This window comes from Selenomonadales bacterium 4137-cl (assembly GCA_032334055.1).
GTDB classification, from domain to species: Bacteria; Bacillota; Negativicutes; order Sporomusales; family UBA7701; genus Anaeroselena; species Anaeroselena agilis.
Map to the genome: position 1 here is coordinate 2,270,076 of JAUOZS010000001.1, position 21,382 is coordinate 2,291,457.

Below are 21,382 nucleotides of genomic sequence, written 5' to 3' on the forward strand. Positions count from 1 at the left end.
CTTGCGTACGTATCGGGTACGCGGCGCCGCGCGCTCGCACCCTTTCGGGTATAAGCGATCACATCAACGCTAAAGCGTTGTGTGTCTGCTTATCCGGTGCGCCTTGCATCTAGGGCTTTCTAGGCAACCTTGAATTATCATAGTGAGAGCCGGCCCTATCGGACCGGCTCCTGTCTGCTTTTCTAATCCTTAACCACGATATTCACAAGCTTCTGCGGCACGCAGACAACCTTCACCACCTGCTTACCGGCGGTCAGCGTCTTGACCCGCTCCTGCTCGAAGGCCTTCGCCTCCAGCTCCTTGGCATTCAGCCCCACCGGCACGACGATCTTATCGCGCACCTTGCCGTTGATCTGCAGAACGACCTCGCATTCCTCGACCTTGATCGCCTCGGCGTCGTACGACGGCCAAACCTGCTGATGCACGCTGCCCTCGGCGATCGTCTCGCTCCACAGTTCCTCGGTGATATGCGGCGCGAACGGAGCCAGCAGCTTCAAAAGTGCGGACACCGTCTCGCGGATCAGGCCGGGGTTGGGCTGGGCGACCTGCTCGCGGAACAGATACATCGCGTTGACAAGTTCCATAACCGCGCTGATGGCGGTGTTGAAATTGAACCTGCCGCCCACATCGTCGGTCACCTTCTTGATCGTCGCGTGCAGCACCCGCCTGAGCTCCCGCTCCTCCTTGGCGAGCGTACCGGGATCGTAGCCCTTCTCGGCGGCCTTCACCATCGGCGCGTAATGGCCGACGATCCGCCACAGCCTGGCCAGGAACCGGGACGCCCCCTCCACCCCCTGGTCGCTCCACTCCAAATCCCGCTCGGGCGGAGCGGCGAACAGGATGAACAAGCGGGCAGTATCGGCGCCGTACTTGGCGATGATCTCCTCCGGCGACACCACGTTGCCCTTCGACTTCGACATCTTCGCGCCGTCCTTGATGACCATACCCTGGGTCACCAAATTCTTGAAAGGCTCGTTCACATTCAGCAGCCCCGCGTCCTTCAGCACCTTGGTGAAAAACCGCGAATACAGCAGATGCAGAATGGCGTGCTCAATGCCGCCGATATAATGATCGACCGGCGACCAATAATTCGCCTTGGCCGAATCGAACGGCTCGTTGGCGTTCTTCGCGTCGGTGAAGCGGTAGTAATACCATGACGAACAGATGAACGTATCCATCGTATCCGTCTCCCGCCGGGCCTTGCCGCCGCACTTCGGGCAGGTACAGTTTACGAACTCCTCCACCTCGGCCAGCGGCGAAACCGCGCCGCCGTCGAAGCGCACATTCTCGGGCAGCAGCACCGGCAAATCCTTCTTCGGCACCGGCACCGTACCGCACTTGTCGCAATAAATTATCGGAATCGGCGCGCCCCAGTACCGCTGACGGGAAATCAGCCAGTCGCGCAGGCGGTACGTCACGCGGCGCTTACCGACCTTGTGCTTCTCCAGCCAATCGGCCACCTTCTCCTTACCGGTCTCGCCGTCCAGGCCGTCGAACTCGCCCGAATTGACCATCACCCCGGGCCCGTCGTATGCGGCCGTCCACTTCGCGAAATCGGTCTCATGCCCCTCCTGCGGCGCAATAACCTTGCGGATGGGCAGATCATACTTTTTGGCAAACTCCCAGTCGCGCTGATCGTGGGCCGGAACGCCCATGACCGCGCCCGTGCCGTACTCCAGCAGCACATAATTGGCCACCCAGATTGGCACCTGCTCGCCGGTTATCGGATGCACGGCGTACGCGCCGGTGAAAACGCCCTCCTTCTCCGTCTCCGTCGAAGTGCGGTTAATCTCGCTCAAATTGCGCACCCGCTCCACGAACGCGCTCACCGCCGCCTCCTCGGGCTTCCCGGCCGTCAGCCGGGCCACGAAAGGATGCTCGGGAGCCAGCACCACGTACGTCACCCCGAAAATCGTATCATGGCGAGTCGTATAAACGGCGATCTTCTCGCCGATCTCCGGCGCGTCAAAGCTGAACTCCGCGCCCACGCTGCGGCCGATCCAGTTCTCCTGCATCACCTTCACGCGCTCCGGCCAGCCCTTCAGCTCGGCCAGATCGGCCAGCAGCCTGTCCGCATACTGAGTGATCCTCAGGAACCACTGCTCCAGCTCCTTCTTCACCACCGGCGAATCGCACCGCCAGCACCGTCCGTCCTCCACCTGCTCGTTGGCGAGCACCGTGTTGCACTCGGTGCACCAGTTCACGGCCGCCTTCTTCTTATAGGCCAGCCCCATATCGTAAAACAGCAGGAACAGCCACTCGGTCCACTTATAATAATCGGGACTGCAGGTCGTCACCTCGCGCTCCCAGTCGTAGGAAAGGCCCATCTCCTGCTGCTGGCGCCGCATATTGGCGATATTGTCGGCCGTCCACTTCGCCGGATGAATGCCGTTCTTGATCGCCGCATTCTCAGCCGGCATGCCGAAAGCGTCCCAGCCCATCGGATGCAGGACATTGTAGCCTTGCATCTTCTTGAACCTGGCAAACACATCGCCGATCGAATAATTGCGAACATGGCCCATATGGAGTTTGCCGGACGGGTAAGGGAACATCTCCAACACATAGTATTCCGGCTTCTGGCGGTTGATCTCCGCGCCGAACGCGTTCTGCTCGGCCCAGACCTTCTGCCACTTGGCCTCGATTTCGCCTGCTATGTACCTTTCGTTCAATGCCAGTCCTCCCATATCGCCTAATAACCAAAAAAACCCCGGCAAGCAGCCAGGGACGAGCAACACCCGCGGTACCACCCTGATTGACGGCCTGACGCCGTCCTCTTACGACCCCTTAACGCCGGTCCGGCGTCGGCTGCTACATCAAATTCACAGCCGCTCCTCCGCAGCGAGTTCGGCCGGCCGGGATTGGCTCGCATCGTCCGCCAACTTTCTGGAGCCGCGGCTACGGCGTACTGGTCTGCTTCGCGGGATTTACAGATACCATTATATAGTACCCCCGCGCAAAAAGTCAACTTGGCGGCGGCCGCGAAACAGCCGCCGCCGTCCCGCCGCGAGATTGTTCTATTTTCCGCCGCCGCGACATAAGATTCCCTGTGAGGAGGTGCAGCCATGTATAAACTTATCATCGGCAACGTCAGGGTCACGGTCGAAGACGACGCCCTCGACCGGCTGGAAGCGGCCACCCTGGCGCGCGAAGCCGTCGCCGCCGCCGCCCGCCGCGGCAAACTCGTCAGCCACATCGACATCGGCGCCGGCGAGGAGGGACCCCGGGTCGAAGTAACCGAGCGGACGGTATCCGCCACCGTCCGCAAAACCGTAAAACAAAGCATGCTGGACGGCGTATGCGCCGCCGCCCGCGAAAAACTCTTCCCCACCCACGCCTACGCCGCCAAAGAAACCTGGGTCGACGCCGACACCGGCCAGGAATGGTACGGCGAAAGCGTAAGCGTAACTCGGGATGAAATCATGGCAAAGCTTGAAGAGTGGGCGAAAACAGTTTAAAGAAAAGGGATACCGGTCACGGTATCCCTTTACATTTAAAGCGGATGTCGGGCGCCAAGCCGCACGTTTGCCGCGTATGGGGCTGTGAAGGCGGTATGTAGCATCCTTAACGAGGAACACTAGGTATATGCGGTCTGACGGGGGCAATGAATTGTGACCAGGGAATATTGGGTAATCGACGCGCTGGCTTTAATGAGCGTTCTGCTGCTAGCGGCGGCCGCGAGAATAAGCGGGACGCGGGTAGCGTTGTTCGCCTTTCTGGCCGCCCAGGCAATAAGCTGGCCAACGACCATCCTGCTGGTTTGTAAAGGTAGTATAGTTAGTCCGGTGAGGCTGTTCCCCGCAGCCACCGACAGCAACTTAATAATGGCGTTCGTTTTCGTCCCGGCAGCGTTTGCGGCGCATTACACTTATTACCCGCTACACGCCGGTCGCCTGGTCCGGATGGTGTTTACCCTTACCGTTACGGGCGCGGTAGCGCTGGTGCATGTCGCCGTACATCACTACACCGCCTTATTGGATTATATCGATTTCTCGGGTTATTGGCTTTGGTTAATCACGTTAGCGTTATTCTATGCCTTGCGTATTTACTCCGATTGGTACTTCAGCCATTTTGCCAGGCTGAGGGCAGGCAATCAGCAATGAGCGTGGAAGATGCGATTCTGACCGCGGCGGTGGTTATCTCCGTGATCTCGCTAGCGTTCACACCGCGCAACAAACTATTTGAACTGCAGTTCATCCTCCTGTTCGTGCAGTTGCCCACCTGGCTGCTCGGCCTGACGGTCGTGGAACTGGGGTGGTTGGAATATCCGCATCGGGAATTGGCCGACGTCAACAGGACCAGCTTCATATTCGAATATATTTTTTTGCCGGTTCTGTGCGTCCACGTAAACAATCACTATCCGTGGCAGGCGTCGACGCCTGTAAAGACGGCGTATCTTACCGGTATTGGCCTGATTATCACCGGCGTCGAAGTACTTTTTGAGCGGCATACCATGCTGATACAATATACAAGCTGGAAATGGTACTGGACTTTATTCAGCGTCATGTTTATCTTTTGGCTGACCCAAAAGACCATAGCCTGGTTTTTTCGCAGCCCGTGAAAGCAAAATCCTGGTCGCACGCAAAGAATGGGCAAACCTTGTAAAAGCGGGGCGGGTAGGCATTCGTTGCCTACCCGCCCCGCTTTTTAAATAACGAACTGCCTGACCGCCGCCTGAAGCTCATCCGCCATCCGGGACAACGTCTGGCTTGAGGCCGCGATCTCCTCGGCCGAAGCCGCCTGTTCCTCGGTGGCCGCCGAAACGGTCTGAGTTTCCGCCCTGACCTCGCGCGTGCCGCCATTCATGGCCGAAACCTACGATAATCTTTATAAATTAACAATTATTTAACACATCCTTAAATCCCCAACCGCTGCTCCCCGGCTGCCCGGTCATACTATGCTGCGATCGGCGAAGTCATTGTGCCCGAACCGCAGGTAAAAAGTCGTCCCGGCCGTCGAGGTGCTGACCTCCAACTTCGCGCCGTGCCTCGCGGCTATCCGGCAGCACACCGCAAGCCCCAGCCCCGTTCCGTGCTCCTTCGTCGTCACGAACGGCGTCCCCAGCTTGTCGAGCACTTCCTGCGGTATCCCGCCGCCCGAGTCCGCCACGGCCAGCACCTCCCCGTCCGCGTCGCGGAAAGTGCTGATCGTCAGCTTACCGCCCGCCTCCATCGCCTCCAGGCCGTTGCGGGCCAGATTGAGCACCAGTTGCCGTATCTCGCGCTCGTCGAACCTTATCGCGGAAATATCCCCCGTCACCAGCTCCAGCGTATGCCCGGCGCGCACGGCGTCGGCCTGCAGCAGCGGGTACAGCGCCCTGAGCACGCCGTTGAGATCCCCCTCCCCGGGCGCCTCGGCCTTGGTGCGCGCCAGCGACAAATACTCGGAAATGATCGCGTTGGCCCTGTCCAGCTCCTCGATCATCGTCACGAACTGCTCGCGGTGCTCGGCGTATTTTTCTTTGGAAAGGAAAAGTTGCAGATAGCCCCGTACAGTCGTCAGCGGATTCCTGATCTCGTGGCCGATGCCGGCGGCCAGCTCGCCGACGGTGTTGAGCCTGTCCAGCCGCGCCAGCTCCGCCTCGTATTTTTTCTTCTCCTCGATATCGCGGATAAAGACGGACAAACCGTCCGGAGAAGGATACACGTTTACCTCCACCAGCCCGCCCGTATCCGGAGACACCGCTTCAAAACTGACTGCGGCATTTTCCCGTTTGGCCTTATGATACTGATCGTAAAACGGCTGCACATCGGCATACAGGTCCCAGATGCGCCGGCCCGTCTGCGCGCCGTGCCCCCGAAAACCGAACCGGGCAGCGGCTGCCGGATTGGCGTAAATCACCCGCCAGTCGTTGTCGAGGGCGAAGAAGCCGTCCGAGATGCTCTCCAGAATGTCCGCCAGCCGCCGGTTGGCCGCCGCCAGCAGGTCCGCCTTCTCATTGAGCAGCTCGTACGGCTCCCGCAGGCTGGTCGCCACCACCGCCCGGTACAGGAATAAGAACGCCCCCACCTTCAAAAGATGGCCGATCACGTTTACGAAGTCGCCGGCAAACCTGTACAGCGTCAGCGACAACTCGGTGGCTACGGACGCAAGGAAAAAAGCCAGCAAAGGCCGGTACACGCGCGGCCGGAAATATCCCCGCCGCCGCGAAATCAGGAGCAGGCCGGCAATCAGGACCGCGCAGACGACCCATTCGCTATATACCTTGAAGTGCGTCACACCCTGCCCGTTCACGAACGCGACCGGGACGACGCCCTCGCGCAGGGCCAGAACGGCCGCCGCGCTCGCCGCGGCGTAACCGGCCAAAACAAAAGAAGGCTTCCACCTTCGCCCGATGGACACCCCCGCCAGCAGCATGCCGCTGCTGTCTAGGCATCTGGCCATAAGCCACAGCTCGGTCGACAGGTTGTCCCCAACACCGGGAAACACCGCCATCCCCGGATAAGTCAAGGTATGGGCGATGTCGAAGCAGCCGGCGAACGCGTACGCGACACCGATCACGAGAGTGAAGCCGCACTTCAGGTGGCGGTATGTATTAGAAACGATAATGCCGATGGAAAAAGCGATGACGATCGTAATCCCTTCGGCGACGACATGAAACGCCAGGAAGTTCGCCGTCCCGGCGAAGGCGCCCGCCGCCAGCGCCGCGCCCGCCGCCAGCGCGTACGCCCAGGTCTTTCCCGCTTCCGCGGCGCGGGGCAAGAATCCCATGAGTATCCTCCAAAAGCCGACATCATTCAACTACTTATTTAACCGCATTTTAAATACTTATTTAACTGCGTAAATAATCCTTCTCACGCAATACGAAAAACAGCTAAAAACTTCGGGGAAGAGACGCTAACGCATCTCCTTCCCCTGCCCTTTCCCCGCCCGGCCGGCCCGGACCAGCTCTACGAACGCCTCCGCCACAGCCGGATCGAACTGCCCGCCCTTCTCGGCCTCGATGACCGCCAGCGCGGCCGCCGCGTCCCGCCGCCCGCGGGCCGAGCGGCCCGAAGTCATCGCGTCGAACGCGTCAGCCACCGCCAGTATTCTCGCCCCTAGCGGGATCGCTTCGCCGCGCAGACCGCCGGGATAACCGGCGCCGTCGTACCGCTCATGATGGTGACGGACAACATCCGCCTCCTCACGGAAGATTTCGAAACTGGCGAGGATATCCGCCCCCACCGCGGCGTGGGCCTGCACCGGCCGGCGCTCTTCCGGCGTGAGCGGGCCGTCTTTGGTGAGTATCTCAGCCGGAATCACGATCTTGCCGATATCGTGCAGCAGCGCCGCCCTGGTCACCGTCGCCACCGCCCGCGCGGTCAGCCCCATCGCCCGGGCCAGATCGTGGGCCAGGTTGCTAACCGCGTCCGAATGGCCGTTGCTGTAAGGATCCTTCATTTCGAACATATTCACGAGGATTTTCAGCATCCTGACGTACTGGCCCTCGCGCGTCCAGGCCCGCCGCACGCAGCCGGTGATCTCGTACAGAAACTCGGCCGCGTGGCCGGCGCCATAGTCAGTTAGCGAAACGACCCGCCGCTCGACCACCCTCGCCGCCCCGTCCCGCAAACTCAACTCCTCCACCTTCACCGCCTCCCTCGCAGGCCGGTGCTGGCTGCCCACCGTCAGCCCGGCGACTTCGAGCAGCTCATCGCTGCCGTAAAGCTCCTCGATCACCCCTTCGCGGGCGACGAGCAGCGCGCACGGCACTCCCCGGAAAGCGCGGCGAAAAAGTTCCAGACGGTGGGTCGCGGCCGCCAGCCGCTGCTGAAGGAATATGATGCAGGCGACGATGCCGGCGAAGGCCGCCAGATGGATGGCATACCCGCCCGCCCCGCATCCCTCCCACCGCACGAGCGCGACGAACAAATCGTTGACCCATACGGCAATAATCATAATTACGCCGATAGTCAGAGGTTTTTTCCAGGTACGGTTGTACATGGCCACATCCCCCTATAACCATACTCGCTTTATATATTATGTTTACTAGACGTCATAGGTGCGTGGCCGTGTGCATCTCGCTATTGACAACCGGCAGTCGCTGCCCTAGACTAGAAAAGAACAACACGCAGAAGAACACGGGGTGAAACCATGCTTGACATCTTCGACAGCACCTGCGTCCTCCTGGCCAAAGCCGAGCAGAAGCATTATCTGTTCACCAAGAAGCTTCTCAACGAAAAAAGCCTCGGCATAACGCCCGGCCAGATGATGCTCCTCTATACGTTATACAAGGGCGACGGCATCGCCATAACCGAACTCGGTAAAAAGATCTTCCTCGACAACTCCACCCTCACCGGCCTCATCGACCGCCTCGAAAAACTGGAGCTCGTCTACCGCGCCGCCACGCCGGAAGACCGCCGCTGCTACAACATCTTCCTCACCGACAAGGCCCGCGCCCTTGAGACCAACATCTGCAAAACCATGGCCCATGTCGAAGAAACCATGACCGGCGGCTGCAGCCCCGCGGAAATCGCCGCCTTCCGCAAAGTCCTCGAACGTATCTTCGCCACCCTGTAAATATCGCAAAGCAAAACCCCCGGATTACATCCGGGGGTTTTCCATTGCCCGTATCCTTACCGCAGGATATTGCCGGCGATGACCATCCGCTGCGCCTGGTTGGTACCCTCGTAGATCTGCGTGATCTTTGCGTCGCGCATCATCCGCTCCACCGGGTACTCGCGGCTGAAGCCGTAGCCGCCGAACACCTGCACCGCGTCCGTCGTCACCGCCATCGCCGCATCGGACGCGAACATCTTCGCCATCGCCGCCTCCTTGGCGTACGGCATACCGTTCGACCGCTTGAACGCCGCCTGGTATGTCAGCAGCCTCGCCGCCTCGACCTTGGTCGCCATATCGGCCAGCATAAAATTGATCGCCTGGAAGGTCGAGATCGGTTTGCCGAACTGCACACGCTGCTTCGAATACTTGATCGCCTCGTCCAGCGCCCCCTGCGCAAGGCCGGTCGCCTGCGCCGCCACGCCGATGCGGCCGCTGTCCAAAGCGCCCATCGCGATCTTGAAGCCGTCGCCCTCCTTGCCCAGCAGGTTGGCGGCCGGCACGCGGCAATTCTCGAAAATCAGCTCGCGCTGCACCGACGAGCGGATGCCCATCTTGACCTCCTTCTTGCCGAAGGTGAAGCCCGGAGTGCCCTTCTCGACGATGAAGCAGCTCATCCCCTTGGGCCCGAGAGCCTTGTCGGTCGCGGCGAAGAACAGGTATATCTCGGCCTCGCCGCCGTTGGTGTTGAACACCTTGGTGCCATTCAGGATATAACTGTCGCCGTCCTTGACCGCCGTACTCGAGCCGTTGGCCGCGTCAGTGCCGGCGTTGGGCTCGGTCAGGCCGAACGCCCCCAGCTTCTTCCCTTCGGCCAGCGGGCGCAGGAACTTCTGCTTCTGCTCCTCGGTGCCGTAAAGCATGATCGGCCCCGAGCACAGCGACACATGGACCGACATCCCGATGCCGGTCGAGGCGCACACCCGCGAAATTTCCTCCACGGCAATGGCGTAGCTCACATAATCGCTGCCGGCGCCGCCGTACTCCTCCGGGTACGGCAAACCTAGCAGACCGAGCTCGCCCATCTGGTCGAATATCTCCCGCGGGAAAAGCTCCTTCTCGTCGCGTTCGGCCGCCGTCGGCGCCACCGCTTTGGCCGCGAATTCGCGCACCATCTTACGGATGTCTTCTTGTTCCGGAGTCAGGATAAAGTTCATCGAATTGTCCTCCTGTGTAAGTTAGTTTTTTATATCGCCGACCCGGTTTACTTTTTCGCCGGGGCGGGGTCGGCCAGTTCCGCAGTGATGCCGGCTATGCGCTTGGCTTCCTTGGCGAACTTCTCCCACGGCTCCATGGCGCGGACCACCATACGGGCCCCGTCGGGCGAGCCGCCGCCGTGCATGCAGCCCGGGATGCCTCCGCCCACCGTCAGCCATTCCACCAGTCTCGCGGCCCTGGCCCGCGTCTCGCCGTCCGCGCCCGCCGCCAGCGCCTTGAGGACCTCCGCGCCGTAAAGCGGCGACTGGCAGTCCTGATAGGACGGGAAACAGCCGGTCTCGGCCACGCCGCCGCTGATGTCCTGGCAGATGACCTTCGTCTCGTACGGCAGCTTGGCGACCTGGGTCTTGTTGACATGGGCCAGCAGCATATCCGGGATCCACAGCCCCGAGGCATGGCCCTTGCCGGCCAGCATCGCCCCCAGGCCCACCGAATAGGTTATCTCGTTGTTGATCGCCATCTGATTGAGCTTATCCTGGAAGGCCTTCTGCGACAGCCCGTTCGCCCGGGCCATATTGATCGCCGCTCCGCACATGATGTCGCCCTGGCCGGCCACGCAGGCGCCGATGGCCGCGCGATAGATGGCGGTGAAATAGCCGATCGCCTTGCCGGTGTACTTGAACTCCCCGCACAGGAACACACGGTCGTTGGGCACGAACACGTCGTCAAAGAACAGGAACGCCTGGGTTATGTTCCCAGCCTTCGGCGCATCCCAGCCCTCCTCCTCGTCGCGGGCGTCGCTAGGCCGGCGGGTTTCGACGATCGTCAGCCCGGCAACGTCGCGGGGCACCGCCACCGCCAGGCAAAAATCCTTGTCAGCCTCGCCGTAGCCGCTGCCCGCCATGGCTATTATCTCGTGGCAGGCCGCCACGCCGCAGATCTGGGCCTTGTAGCCGCGGATGACGATGCCGTCGGGGCGGATCTCCTTGACATGGAGGTTGGAATCCTTGTTGGGCTGCTCGGACGGTTTGAGGGCCCGGTTGCCCTTGGCGTCGGTGATCGCGCCCGCCAGCGCCAGAGCGTTGTCCTCAACATGCTTGAAATAATTCTTGACCCGCTCGTGATAGTTGGTCCCAAGCTCCTTATCCATCTCGTAGGTGACGGCCCACAGCACATTTATCCCCGTCCAGCCGGCGCAGGTAGCCCCCTGACAAGTCCCCGTCCGCTGGTACTGGGCCCGCTTCATCTTCGAGTTGCCCAACACCGCTTCCATGCTGTTCATCAGCGTATTCCAGCGGTGGGCCGTCTCCCCGCTCAGGGGCGACTTGGTTGTAAAGAGGGGGGCTCTCTCCGGATCGAACGCCGCGTCGTATGAATCCGCCACCGACTGGACATGCAGCCGGGTCGCGGGATGGGTCGTCACGTCCGCGATGAGTTCCCCCCACTTATACATATTGGGGCGCATCTTTTTCAGGGACTCCCGATACTGCTCGCCGTTCATCAAGGCCATATCCTTCACTCTCCCTAAATTATTGCATCCGGCGCTTACGCCGGTTGCCGCCTGTCAGTCGCCGCCGCCGGCGGCGGTCTCCGCCTTGAGATTCATGGGCGCGTCGCGGAATATGCGCTCATCCATAAGCTTGAGATTAGGCGAAATATGGGGCTTGAACTCCATCTGGGCGAGAACGTCGCGTTCCAGATCGACTCCCGGCGCGATTTCGGTCAGCATCAGCCCGGTCGGCGTCAGCTCGAACACCGCCCGCTCGGTCACATACAGCACCTTCTGGCCGACCTTCTGGGCGTAATGACCGCTGAAAGTGATGTGCCCGACCTTGGGCACGAACTTCTTGTTCTTGCCCTCGCGGACGATCCGCAGCTCCCCGTCCCCGATAGCGGTCTCCAGGCCGCCGGCCGTAAGCGTACCGGCGAAAACAACGCGCATCGTGTTCTGGGTGATGTTGACGAACCCGCCCGAACCGGCGATGCGCGGCCCGAACTTGCTCACATTGACATTGCCGAACTGGTCGCACTCCGCCAGCCCCAGCACCGCCAGATCGAGGCCGCCGCCGTCGTAGAAATCGAACTGATAAGCATGATCGATAAGCGCCTCCGGGTTCAGCGCGCAGCCGAACCTGAGACCCGACATCGGCACCCCGCCGATCGGCCCGGGCTCGACCGTCATCGTCAGCTTTTCGATGAACCCCTCCTCGGCCGCCACCGCCGAAACCCCCTCCGGCATACCGATGCCGAGGTTGATGACCGCGTCGGGAAAAAGCTCCATCGCCGCCCGACGGCAGATGATCTTCCGGTCGTCGAGGGGGATGGGCTTCCAGCCGGAAAGCGGCACCTTCACCTCACCCGACAGGGCGGGATTATACTGTTCGGCCATCGACTGCATATGGTTCTCCGGCGCTGCCTGGACGATATAATCGACCATGATCCCCGGCACCTTCACCATCATCGGGTGGAGCGTGCCCGCCTCAACGATCCGCTCCACCTGGGCGATGACGATGCCGCCCGAATTGCGGGCCGCCATGGCCAGCGGCAGGAACTCCAGCGCGATACCCTCCTTCTCGATGCTGATATTGCCGCGCGTATCGGCGCTCGTGCCGCGAATGAGGGCAACATTGACCGGGAAAGACTTGTAAAACAGATACTCTTCGCCATCCACTTCCAGCAGTTTGACGACCTCGCGCTTGGATATCTCGTTCAGCCGGCCGCCCGTCTCCCGCGGGTCGGCAAAGGTCCTGAGGCCGACGTGGGTCAGAACGCCGGGCTTCCTGCCCGCGATCGCCCGAAACAGGTGCATCATCACTCCCTGCGGGATGTTGTACGCCTCGATCTTGTTCTCGACAATCATCCTCACCAGATCGGGCTGAAGCCCGAAATGGCCGGCGATGATCTTCTTCACGAACCCCTCGCGGGCGAACCTGTTCAGGCCCCACCACGACTTGCCGTCATTCTGGCTCGCGCCGAAGGTAAGCGTCAGGTTCTTCGGCTCGCCCGTCTCCAGAAACCGCTTCTCCAGCGCCTCGGTCAGCTCGGCCGGGTGGCCCATGCCGATAAACCCCGATACGCCCACGGTATCACCCGATTTTATCTGCCGCACTGCCTCGGCGGCGCTAACGACCTTGCCTCTCATTTCACGGCCTCCTTCTTCACGAACGTCTCCACCGTGAAGAGAAGGGCCATCGTACCGATCACCATGCCGCCGAAGCATAGCCAGAAGGTCGAGGTGTATGCCGCCACCGGGAACTTGCCGGCCACCCTGCCATAACCGTCGAGGATGACGCCCATGTACTGCTGGAAGAAGGCGCCGCCCACGAAATAGAAGAGGTTGAAAACGCCGATCGCCGTGCCGACCACCTTACGCGGCAGGCGTTCGGTCAGATGGGCGTAATTGGTGATATATGCGCCGCCAAACCCGCCCATCAGGAAGCAGAACAGCGCCATCGTCGTCTCGCTCCAGCCCGTCGGACTAAGCGCGATATACAGCCACCCCAGGGTGTATACCGCCGCGCCGGTGATGACCACCTTCTTGCGGCTATGGACGACCCGGTCGGACACCCACCCGTGGATCGGACAGCCGCAGATCATCCCGATCGCCCACCAGGACAGCACGTTCGACGCCGCCTGCTTGGTCCAGCCGAACGTATCCATCATGTACGGCACCGCCCACAGCCCCTGGAAGCCCATCATCGGGCCGTAGACCGCAAAAGCGTAAACGGCCAGCCAGGGAAAGTTGCGGTTGGTAACGGCGATCTTGATCGCCTCTCCCAGCTTGATGGCCTCGTCGCGGGCCGCCTCGGCCGCATCCACCCTGACGCCGTCTACCTCGTTCAGCGACGGCAGGCCCATGTCCTGCGGCCGGTTGCGCACCAGCAGATACGTGGCCGCCGCCAGAATTACCGTGATAGCGCCCAGATAGTAGAACGCCTCCCGCCAGCCCGTTATCGCCACGAACTTCGCCAGCGGGGCGGCGGCGCCCAGTGCGCCGATATTGCCCACCGTCAACAGGATGCCGGTCAGCGTCGAAAACTCATGGGGCCGGAACCACTGAGCCTGGATCTTCATGATCGGGATATAGACGACCGCCACGCCGATCCCCATCATCACCCGGCCGGCAACCGCCCAGTCGTAGCTCTGCGCTAACCCGAACAACGCCGTGCCGACGCCGGCGACAATGAAAAAGATTGTCACCGCGAGACGGGGCCCGAGAAAGTCGGAGAAAATGCCGGAGGGTATTTGCATGGCGGCGTACGGATAGAAATAGGCCGCGGACAAAAGCCCCAGGCTGGCGGCGCTGATGTTGAACGCCTTCATCAGTTCCGGCGCCACCACCGCCGGTGCCACCCGGTCGAAATACACGAAGAAATACACGAACCACAGCGTAACCAGACAGACCCACCGATAACTGAGAACCTTGGCTTTTTGCTGCTCGGTTATCATTGACATCCCCCTTCGCTTGTTTGATCGGCGCCGTATTGCGAATAGTCTGCAAATTCGATGCCAACCGGGGGATGCCGGAGAATGTGCTAATAATCACGAACCCGCGGCCATGGTCCGTTGCGTTACCGCAACAAAATAGTCCGCATGTCAATTTTTCCCGTTGAAAATATACGGCGGCTGTTGCGGAAGTTCAACACCCGTTCTGATCTTGTGCTTCTCCGCCTTCCTCAGCAGTGTCGAAGGATCGATCCCAAGGGCCTTGGCCGCCTGGCGGAGGCTTTTCGCCGTCCTGAGCGACTGCTCGATAACATCCCTCTCCACCATATCCAGCACATTCTTCAGCGGCAGCACCGGCCCCCGGGCAACCGCCGAGGGATGCGCCTGCTGCCGGAAATTGCCTGGCAGATCCTCCAAAGTGATAAACTCCTGGCGGGAAGTGATGACCACCCGTTCGAGAACATTGATGAGCTCGCGGACGTTTCCCGGCCAGGGATAATTCGTGAACGCCTCGATGATCTCGGCCGACAGCTTCTTGTCCGTCTTATACTTGCAGTTCATCTTGGCGAGGAATTCGGCCGTCAGCGCGACGATATCCTCCGGCCGTTCCCTCAGCGGCGGCACGAACAGGGGGACGACATTGATGCGGTAGAAAAGATCCTCGCGGAAACGGCCGGCCTTCACCTCCGCCTCCAGGTCACGGTTGGTCGCGAACAGCAGCCGGGCGTCAAACTTCACCGGCCGGCTGCCGCCGACCTTGAAAAACTCCTGGTCCTGGAGAACGCGGAGCAGCTTTGCCTGGATACTGCCGGGCAGTTCGCCGATCTCGTCCATGAACAGCGTGCCGCCGTGGGCGATCTCGAACACCCCCGGCTTGCCGCCGCGTCTGGCCCCGCTGAACGCCCCCTCGGCGTAGCCGAACAGCTCCGACTCCAGCAGCGTCTCGGGGATGGCCGCGCAGTTGATCTTGATGAAAGCCCCGTCCCGCCGGGCGCTGCCGTCGTGGATATAATTGGCCAGCACCTCCTTGCCGACCCCCGACTCGCCGTGAATAAGGACCGGGGTGTCCACCACCGCCACCCTAAGAGCGAGGTCGTAGACGCGCTGCATCTCGGCGCTTCGGTAAGTGCCGCTGGTCGTCGCCACCTCGGCCTTGAGGCGGGCCAGCTCGGAAAAATACATCTCCTTGAGGCGGTTGACCTCCTCCAGTTCCTGCCGGAGGGCCGACAACTCCGACAGATCGCGGACATTGGTCACGATCCGCACCACCGCCCCGTTCTCGTCGAACACCGGGGTGCCGGTCAGCGCCACCTGCCGGCCGTTGATCCGGCAAGATATCGAGCAGGGCTTGCGGTCCTGGCACACCTTGGCGGCGACCCTCTCCCCCAACTGATGCGCCCGTCCCTCCTCGCCGGCGCCCGCCGACTGCGACGGCGCCAGCCCCAGCAGCTTTACAGTCGCGGCGTTCACCTTGCGAATCGCGCCATCCGCCTCGGTCACAAGGATGCCGTCGTACGAACAACTGATGACAGCGTCGAGTTCCTTGTATAACTGTTTGACCACCCCCAGCTCATCGGCCAAGCTCTCGATCTCGCTGAACGGCTGAAAAGACGCCACCGCGCCGATGATATCGCTGCCGTCCATGACCGGCGCGGCATGGCCGAGATAGGTGGTGCCGTTGATCGTATTCTTAAAGTTGCGGATTGCCCGGCCGGTCGCCAACACGCCGATCACCGCGCAGTTGGGGATGAAATCCGACACGTCGCCGCCGATGACCCGCTCGGCCTTCAGGCGCAGGATCTTCTCCGCCGCCGGGTTGACAAACGTGATGTACCCCTGGGGGTTGACGGCCACAATCCCGTGGGGCGTCGCCTCCAGCACCGCTTTCAGTTCCTGGCGGGCATGCACGAACGTCGTCTTGAACCCGCGGATAATATCACTCTTGGTTAGCATGCCGACAAGATTGCCGCCGGCGTCCACCACCGGCAGCCGCTTCTGGGGAAAACCGCACGTCTCCTCCAGCGACGTATCGTCGCGGATCACCGTGACCTCCCGCTGCATCAGCTCCCGCACCGGCCGCGCCAGCTTGCCCCCGTCGGCCACCACCTGAAAAAGGTGCTTGACAGTGAACATGCCGCACACCCGCCCGATGGCGTCCACCACCGGGACGCCCTTGACCTTATGTCTCCTCAGCAACTGGACAGCCTCGGCCACGGCGACCCCTTCCTCCACCGTCAGCACCTCGCTGGTCATCACGTCCTTCACCAACATCCGCATCACGTCCCCGCACTTGCTTGACGCTAATATGTATTCTGCAAATTGACAGAATAGCACCGCGGATGTCGCTGCGAAAACCTATTTATCCTCTTTCAGCCTGGCGATAATCGCCGGGATGACCTCGTACAGATCGCCGACGATGCCATAGTGGGCCACCTTGAAAATCGGCGCATCCGGGTCCTTGTTGATCGCCACGATGACATCCGAAGTCTGCATCCCGGCCAGGTGCTGGATAGCCCCCGAAATGCCGCAGGCGAAATAAACCTTCGGGCCGACCGTCTTGCCCGTCTGCCCCACCTGATGCGGATAAGGCTTCCAGCCCGCGTCCACCGCCGCGCGCGAAGCGCCCACCGTGCCGCCGAGCGCATCCGCCAGGTCCTGGATCAGCTTAAACCCTTCCGGGGTGCCCAGGCCGCGGCCGCCCGACACGATAATCTCCGCGTCCTCCAGATTGCAGCTCGTCGTGCACACCTGGATGACGTCCTCCAGCCTCGTGCGCACGTCGGCCTCCGCCAGCGCTACGCTCTCGCGCACCAGCGCGCCGCTCCTGCCGTAATCGGGCTGCGGCTTCTTGAACACCTTCGGCCTCACCGTACCCATCTGCGGGCGGCGATCAGGGCAGAAAATCGTCGCCATAATATTCCCGCCGAAAGCCGGACGCGTCCAGGCCACCAGCCGCGACTCCGGGTCGATGCCAAGGCCCGTGCAGTCCGCCGTAAGGCCGGTCTTCACCCTCGCCGCCACGCGCGGCCCCAGGTCGCGGCCGTCGTTCGTCGCCCCCAGCAACACGACCGACGGGCGGTGCTTCTCGACCAGCGCCGTAAACGCCGCCGTATAGCCGTCAGTGTTGTAATCCTTCAACAGCGCGTGCTCGACCAGGTACACCTTATCGGCGCCGGCGGCGAAAACCTCCCTGGCAATATCGGCCACAACGTCGCCGATCACCACCCCGGCCAGCTCCTCGCCCAGCTCGTCGGCCAGCTTGCGGCCCTCGCCCACCAGCTCCAACGACACATTGCGGATATGGCCGCCGCGCTGCTCGATAAACACCCACACGCCGCTCGCGGCGGCATCGGCCGCAGTCTTGGCCCCGCCTGCCGGCGCATCCGCCGCTATCGCCCCCACGGGGCAACTCTCCACGCACGCCCCGCACGCAGTGCAGGCGTCGGTAATCTCCGCCTTGCCGTCCTCCAGCACGATCGCCCCGAACGGGCAGGCACTAATACACGCGCCGCAGCCGACGCACTCTTCAGTCTTGATCATAACCGCCATTTTCCCGCCCCCCTAAACGATCTTCAGTTCCCGCAGCTTCTCCACCAGGGCGGCGGCCGCCTCGCGCGGCTCGCCTTCGATGATATCCCCGTGGACCTGGCGCTGGGGCGTGAAAATCCGCTTCACCTTCGTCGGCGAGCCGTTCAGGCCTAAGCAATCGGGGTCGACCTTCAGGTCGGCGGCCGTCCACACCGGGATCTCCGTACGGTTGGCCTTCATCGTGCCCTTCACGGTCGGGTAGCGGGGCTCGGTCGCCGTCTTGATAACCGTCACCACCGCCGGCAGCGCGGTCGAAATCACATCATAGCCCTCGTCCTGCTCGCGCTGAACCTTCAGCCGGCTGCCGTCCAGCTCGACGCTCGCCGCATAGGTCACCTGCGTCCAGCCGAGGTGCTCAGCCATCTCCGGGCCCACCTGGGCAGTATCGCCGTCGATCGCCTGCTTGCCGCACAGGATCAGATCGGCGTTCCCCAGCTTGCGGACCGCCGCCGCCAGCGTATACGAAGTCGCCAGCGTATCGGCGCCGCCGAACGCCCGGTCGCTCACCAGCACCGCCGCGTCCGCGCCCATCGCCAGGCACTCCTTCAACGCATCCTTCGCCTGCGGCGGCCCCATGCTCAGCACCGTCACCCGGCCGCCGTACTTCTCCTTCAGCTGCAGGCCTATCTCCAGCGCGAACTTGTCGAAGGGGTTGACGATGCTCGGCACCCCTTGCCTGATGAGCGTGTTCGTTACCGGGTCGATCTTGACCTCGGTGGTATCGGGAACCTGTTTAACACAGACGACAATCTCCATCCCATATCCTCCTTCGGTTCGCTGCTTTCCTTATTTCGGTCACGCCCTGGCTTTCTTGGCCAACCCCTCCGCTCCCCCACAGGCTTTTCGCCCTCACTAACACCAGATATGTTTTGCATGCAAAATATATACGCCAAATTATTTCGCCCTGTGCGGAAAAATTCCTCCTTTTCCCGGAAAATATCTAGCAAATATCGTACCAGTCGCGACGCAGGCTGAGCGGAGGCCCGGCCCGGCGTTGCGCGGCGGCAACAATGCCGCAAACGGCGCCGCCTTGTGTTGCGTTTTCTCCTCAGTCGTTGCAAATGGGCAACAGCCGGGTATATTACGCCCCGTAATGGCGATAATGTAAACATACTTGGAGGGTGGGCATGACTTCGATCGGCAAACTAATTCACCGCTACGCCGGCCGGCTGCTGGGCGGAGGCGACCGGGCGCTGCACGACTGGGTGCTCGCCCAGCTCGACATCCGCCCCGACGACGCTATCCTCGAAATCGGCTGCGGCCCGGACGCGGCGATGAAAAGAATTTTAAAAGCCCACAAAGGCGTATTCGTCGTGGGCGTCGACGCGTCCGCCGACGCGGTCGGAGAGGCGTGGCGGAAAAACGCGCGGGCCGTCAGGGCGGGGCGGGCGATGCTGGTGCAGACCGATATCACCCGCGGCCTGCCCGCCTTCGCCGCGCCGTTCGCCAGGGTAGTGGCGGTGAACGCGCCCCTTCCTGACGACCGGGCCGCGGACATCTTCAAGGCGGCCAGGGCGGCCATGGCGCCGGGCGGCAAGCTAGCGGTGGCGGCTCGGCCGCCGGAAAAAGAAGCGAGCGAAGCCTATGTCCGCCTGCTCGGCAAGGAAATCCGCCGCCAGCTCGAAGCCGCCGGGTTCGCCACCGTCAGGCTACACGAAAAAACCTTCGGCTCCTCCGCCGCCGTCTGCGTCACGGGGGTAAATCCGTCCCCGACAGCCAAAGGCAAACCCGGCGGCCACCGGCAAAAATAAAAGCACCCGTTTGGGTGCTTTACTTGTCTCTAGGCGGAGACGCACGCTACTGCGCCGACGCTTCGGCTGAACGCGCCGTAAGGCTTGGTCTACCCGCCGCGACCACCGTCGCCAACGGTCGTCCGTGACCGATGGCTCCTCGCCCGGCCGTCCATGGCCGGGCGTGTGGCGTCGGGCAGCCGCTACGCCAACGGCGCGTAACAGCCTCCGCAACGGCGCATACGCCAGCGCCCTCCGCCGCCTCCGACATCAGGGCAAGCCACTACCATTCAAAGGACATATTGGAAAGTTGCTGAATTAAACTAAAAAACCATATTGAAGGAGGCGCAGCAATGTATCTCTGGAAGGTAAAAGCCCTTGCACAGGACTTTAGAGAAGGTAAAGTAACCCAAAAAGAGCAGATGAAATATTACCTCCTATTTTCAGTGCTAACTCTTGCTGCCGCGAGTCTTTCTTCCTCCGGCAATTCATTTTTCGATAATTCATACCTTGACTGGGTTGATTTTTGTCTGCAGATACTCATTACAGCCTTAGGCATTATTTGGTGTTTTCAGGCAAATCAACAAGGTGATGACCGAGATTTCGTCGGCAGAATGGTTTGTATTGGACTACCTCTTGGGATACGTATATCTGTATGGATAATCCTTTTGAGTGTGATATATTTCATCGTTTTTGGTATCGGCAAAGATTTATGGCGTAATATATTCTGGTTGGGATTGTTCACTTTATTTAATATTTATTACTACTACCAACTTCGGAAATATATAGCGTATATATCTAGCTACCAAACATCTTCGTATAACGAAAAAGTCTAGAACACTTTTTTCTAATACCCATACCTCATTTTTGCCCCTTCTACTTTGCGGTTTTACACCGACAGGGTAGAAGGGTGAGTTTTTCTAAAGCCTTCTCAAGGTCTGTTAAATTTTTTTCTCCCTCACATACTCCACAACCTTCGCCAGCGTCTCCCCTATCGGCCCCGCGATGCGCAGTTCCGCCCGGTCGTCGAGGGCCGTCTCGTCGCGGTTGACGATCGCGAACCGGCCCACCGCCAGCGGAATCTCCGCTGCCGGCCAGACGGTCAGGCTGGTGCCGACGACGAGGGCGAAGTCGCTGCGGAACGCCTCCTGCTGGGCGGCGGTGAAATCGGCCGCCATGCGGTCGCCGAACAGTACGACAGACGGCCTGAGCACGGCGCGGCAGCAGGGCGACAGCGGCACCTCGGCCCCCTCGGCCAGTTGCTCCCGCAGCGCGGCCGCCGGGTGCTCGCCCTTGCAGGCCAGGCAGCGGCACCCTTCCAGGTTGCCGTGGACCTCGAACACCCGCTTCGAGCCCGCCTGCTGGTGAAGCCCGTCGATGTTCTGGGTCACGACCGCCCTGAGCGCGCCGAGGCGGCTGAGTTCCGCCAGCGCCTCATGCCCCTTGTTGGGCTCCTTGCCGGCCACCACCTTCTCCATCTCCCGCCAATAGCGGTAAAAAAGCGCCGGGGCGGTGCGCAGCGTCCGCGCCGACAGCAGTTCGGGGTCGATCTTCTCCCACAGCCCCGCGCCGGGGCTGCGGAAATCGGGGATGCCGCTCTCGGTCGAAATGCCCGCCCCCGTAAAGGCGATGGCGTAATTGGCTTTCATCAGCATATCGCCCAGCGCGGCAATTTTTTTATCCATGAAAACGCCTCGCTTATTACTTAATCGCCTTCCTGGCGTTTGGGATTCACCACCACGCTGCGGGCGGCGGCCTTACTAAGCTCGTCGCCGACGACTTGCCGTACGCCGCTAACTGTCTCCTGACAGATAGCGGCTCGCTCGCCATCCCTGGCTCGCGCCGGCTGTCGTTACCGGCTCTCTCGCTAAGTAGCGGCCGCCGTCCTCGCTCACGGTGGTTCACCCAAAACGCCAAAAGGC

At 61.4% G+C, this 21,382-nt stretch carries 18 protein-coding genes and 1 other annotated feature; of the genes, 6 read left to right on the forward strand and 12 right to left on the reverse strand.

Annotated elements, in window-relative coordinates:
- Positions 1-182: 182 nt before the first annotated feature.
- Complete coding sequence (gene leuS, locus Q4T40_12075; GenBank protein ID MDT8901983.1) at positions 183-2,669, reverse strand: leucine--tRNA ligase; 2,487 nt, start codon at positions 2,667-2,669, stop codon at positions 183-185.
- Positions 2,670-2,717: 48 nt separating this feature from the next.
- Positions 2,718-2,928 (reverse strand) — a binding site (T-box leader).
- A 134-nt stretch (positions 2,929-3,062) separates the two neighbouring features.
- On the opposite strand from leuS, the gene Q4T40_12080 reads away from it, so the two are divergent.
- The 3 genes from Q4T40_12080 to Q4T40_12090 all read left to right on the forward strand — a co-directional run bounded on the left by Q4T40_12080 (position 3,063) and on the right by Q4T40_12090 (position 4,558).
- Complete coding sequence (locus tag Q4T40_12080) at positions 3,063-3,455, forward strand: hypothetical protein (GenBank protein ID MDT8901984.1); 393 nt, start codon at positions 3,063-3,065, stop codon at positions 3,453-3,455.
- A gap of 153 nt (positions 3,456-3,608) precedes the next feature.
- Positions 3,609-4,100 carry a CBO0543 family protein gene (locus Q4T40_12085; GenBank protein ID MDT8901985.1) on the forward strand — a complete coding sequence of 164 codons (492 nt, stop codon included), beginning with the start codon at positions 3,609-3,611 and terminating at the stop codon, positions 4,098-4,100.
- Entirely contained in the window at positions 4,097-4,558 is a 462-nt protein-coding gene (locus tag Q4T40_12090) for a CBO0543 family protein (GenBank protein ID MDT8901986.1), read from the forward strand. The genes Q4T40_12085 and Q4T40_12090 overlap by 4 nt, the downstream gene beginning before the upstream one ends.
- A gap of 86 nt (positions 4,559-4,644) precedes the next feature.
- On the opposite strand, the gene Q4T40_12095 is transcribed toward Q4T40_12090, so the two are convergent.
- The 3 genes from Q4T40_12095 to Q4T40_12105 all read right to left on the reverse strand — a co-directional run bounded on the left by Q4T40_12095 (position 4,645) and on the right by Q4T40_12105 (position 7,923).
- Complete coding sequence (locus Q4T40_12095) at positions 4,645-4,803, reverse strand: hypothetical protein (GenBank protein ID MDT8901987.1); 159 nt, start codon at positions 4,801-4,803, stop codon at positions 4,645-4,647.
- Positions 4,804-4,887: 84 nt separating this feature from the next.
- Entirely contained in the window at positions 4,888-6,708 is a 1,821-nt protein-coding gene (locus Q4T40_12100; protein ID MDT8901988.1) for an MASE3 domain-containing protein, read from the reverse strand.
- Positions 6,709-6,834: 126 nt separating this feature from the next.
- Positions 6,835-7,923: an HD domain-containing protein gene (locus Q4T40_12105; protein ID MDT8901989.1), complete on the reverse strand. Its 1,089-nt coding sequence runs from the start codon at positions 7,921-7,923 to the stop codon at positions 6,835-6,837.
- Between the two features lie 150 nt (positions 7,924-8,073).
- Between Q4T40_12105 and Q4T40_12110 the strand changes: the two genes are divergently transcribed.
- Positions 8,074-8,499, forward strand: a complete 426-nt coding sequence (locus tag Q4T40_12110; protein ID MDT8901990.1) for a MarR family transcriptional regulator — start codon at positions 8,074-8,076, stop codon at positions 8,497-8,499.
- A 56-nt stretch (positions 8,500-8,555) separates the two neighbouring features.
- Here Q4T40_12110 and Q4T40_12115 read toward each other — a convergent pair whose 3' ends face one another.
- The 7 genes from Q4T40_12115 to Q4T40_12145 form a co-directional block, all read right to left on the reverse strand.
- Complete coding sequence (locus tag Q4T40_12115; protein ID MDT8901991.1) at positions 8,556-9,695, reverse strand: acyl-CoA dehydrogenase; 1,140 nt, start codon at positions 9,693-9,695, stop codon at positions 8,556-8,558.
- 47 nt (positions 9,696-9,742) lie between these two features.
- Positions 9,743-11,206, reverse strand: coding sequence for a 4-hydroxyphenylacetate 3-hydroxylase N-terminal domain-containing protein (locus Q4T40_12120; GenBank protein MDT8901992.1), 1,464 nt, complete (start codon positions 11,204-11,206; stop codon positions 9,743-9,745).
- Positions 11,207-11,260: 54 nt separating this feature from the next.
- On the reverse strand, positions 11,261-12,838 hold the full coding sequence (locus tag Q4T40_12125; GenBank protein MDT8901993.1) for an acyl CoA:acetate/3-ketoacid CoA transferase: 1,578 nt from the start codon (positions 12,836-12,838) through the stop codon (positions 11,261-11,263).
- Positions 12,835-14,145, reverse strand: coding sequence for an MFS transporter (locus Q4T40_12130; protein ID MDT8901994.1), 1,311 nt, complete (start codon positions 14,143-14,145; stop codon positions 12,835-12,837). The genes Q4T40_12125 and Q4T40_12130 overlap by 4 nt, the downstream gene beginning before the upstream one ends.
- Positions 14,146-14,292: 147 nt before the next feature.
- Positions 14,293-16,413 carry a sigma 54-interacting transcriptional regulator gene (locus Q4T40_12135; GenBank protein MDT8901995.1) on the reverse strand — a complete coding sequence of 707 codons (2,121 nt, stop codon included), beginning with the start codon at positions 16,411-16,413 and terminating at the stop codon, positions 14,293-14,295.
- An 84-nt stretch (positions 16,414-16,497) separates the two neighbouring features.
- The gene (locus Q4T40_12140) at positions 16,498-17,691 is read right to left on the reverse strand and encodes an electron transfer flavoprotein subunit alpha (protein ID MDT8901996.1); all 1,194 of its coding nucleotides are present in this window, start codon (positions 17,689-17,691) and stop codon (positions 16,498-16,500) included.
- A gap of 12 nt (positions 17,692-17,703) precedes the next feature.
- A complete protein-coding gene (locus Q4T40_12145) occupies positions 17,704-18,486 on the reverse strand; it encodes an electron transfer flavoprotein subunit beta/FixA family protein (protein MDT8901997.1) in 783 nt (260 codons plus the stop codon).
- A gap of 371 nt (positions 18,487-18,857) precedes the next feature.
- On the opposite strand from Q4T40_12145, the gene Q4T40_12150 reads away from it, so the two are divergent.
- Both Q4T40_12150 and Q4T40_12155 read left to right on the forward strand, forming a co-directional pair.
- Positions 18,858-19,481: a class I SAM-dependent methyltransferase gene (locus Q4T40_12150; protein MDT8901998.1), complete on the forward strand. Its 624-nt coding sequence runs from the start codon at positions 18,858-18,860 to the stop codon at positions 19,479-19,481.
- A gap of 332 nt (positions 19,482-19,813) precedes the next feature.
- Complete coding sequence (locus Q4T40_12155) at positions 19,814-20,296, forward strand: hypothetical protein (protein ID MDT8901999.1); 483 nt, start codon at positions 19,814-19,816, stop codon at positions 20,294-20,296.
- A gap of 105 nt (positions 20,297-20,401) precedes the next feature.
- On the opposite strand, the gene Q4T40_12160 is transcribed toward Q4T40_12155, so the two are convergent.
- Positions 20,402-21,145: a Sir2 family NAD-dependent protein deacetylase gene (locus Q4T40_12160; protein ID MDT8902000.1), complete on the reverse strand. Its 744-nt coding sequence runs from the start codon at positions 21,143-21,145 to the stop codon at positions 20,402-20,404.
- Positions 21,146-21,382: the final 237 nt, after the last annotated feature.

Coding starts and splice junctions, on each gene's coding strand:
- Q4T40_12110 (MDT8901990.1), top strand. CDS start 8,074: ATGCTTGACATCTTCGACAGCACCTGCGTCCTCCTGGCCAAAGCCGAG.
- Q4T40_12095 (MDT8901987.1), bottom strand. CDS start 4,803: ATGAATGGCGGCACGCGCGAGGTCAGGGCGGAAACTCAGACCGTTTCG.
- Q4T40_12120 (MDT8901992.1), bottom strand. CDS start 11,206: ATGGCCTTGATGAACGGCGAGCAGTATCGGGAGTCCCTGAAAAAGATG.
- Q4T40_12130 (MDT8901994.1), bottom strand. CDS start 14,145: ATGATAACCGAGCAGCAAAAAGCCAAGGTTCTCAGTTATCGGTGGGTC.
- Q4T40_12125 (MDT8901993.1), bottom strand. CDS start 12,838: ATGAGAGGCAAGGTCGTTAGCGCCGCCGAGGCAGTGCGGCAGATAAAA.
- Q4T40_12140 (MDT8901996.1), bottom strand. CDS start 17,691: ATGGCGGTTATGATCAAGACTGAAGAGTGCGTCGGCTGCGGCGCGTGT.
- Q4T40_12160 (MDT8902000.1), bottom strand. CDS start 21,145: ATGGATAAAAAAATTGCCGCGCTGGGCGATATGCTGATGAAAGCCAAT.
- Q4T40_12105 (MDT8901989.1), bottom strand. CDS start 7,923: ATGTACAACCGTACCTGGAAAAAACCTCTGACTATCGGCGTAATTATG.
- Q4T40_12155 (MDT8901999.1), top strand. CDS start 19,814: ATGTATCTCTGGAAGGTAAAAGCCCTTGCACAGGACTTTAGAGAAGGT.
- Q4T40_12150 (MDT8901998.1), top strand. CDS start 18,858: ATGACTTCGATCGGCAAACTAATTCACCGCTACGCCGGCCGGCTGCTG.
- Q4T40_12115 (MDT8901991.1), bottom strand. CDS start 9,695: ATGAACTTTATCCTGACTCCGGAACAAGAAGACATCCGTAAGATGGTG.
- Q4T40_12090 (MDT8901986.1), top strand. CDS start 4,097: ATGAGCGTGGAAGATGCGATTCTGACCGCGGCGGTGGTTATCTCCGTG.
- Q4T40_12080 (MDT8901984.1), top strand. CDS start 3,063: ATGTATAAACTTATCATCGGCAACGTCAGGGTCACGGTCGAAGACGAC.
- Q4T40_12145 (MDT8901997.1), bottom strand. CDS start 18,486: ATGGAGATTGTCGTCTGTGTTAAACAGGTTCCCGATACCACCGAGGTC.
- Q4T40_12100 (MDT8901988.1), bottom strand. CDS start 6,708: ATGGGATTCTTGCCCCGCGCCGCGGAAGCGGGAAAGACCTGGGCGTAC.
- Q4T40_12135 (MDT8901995.1), bottom strand. CDS start 16,413: ATGTTGGTGAAGGACGTGATGACCAGCGAGGTGCTGACGGTGGAGGAA.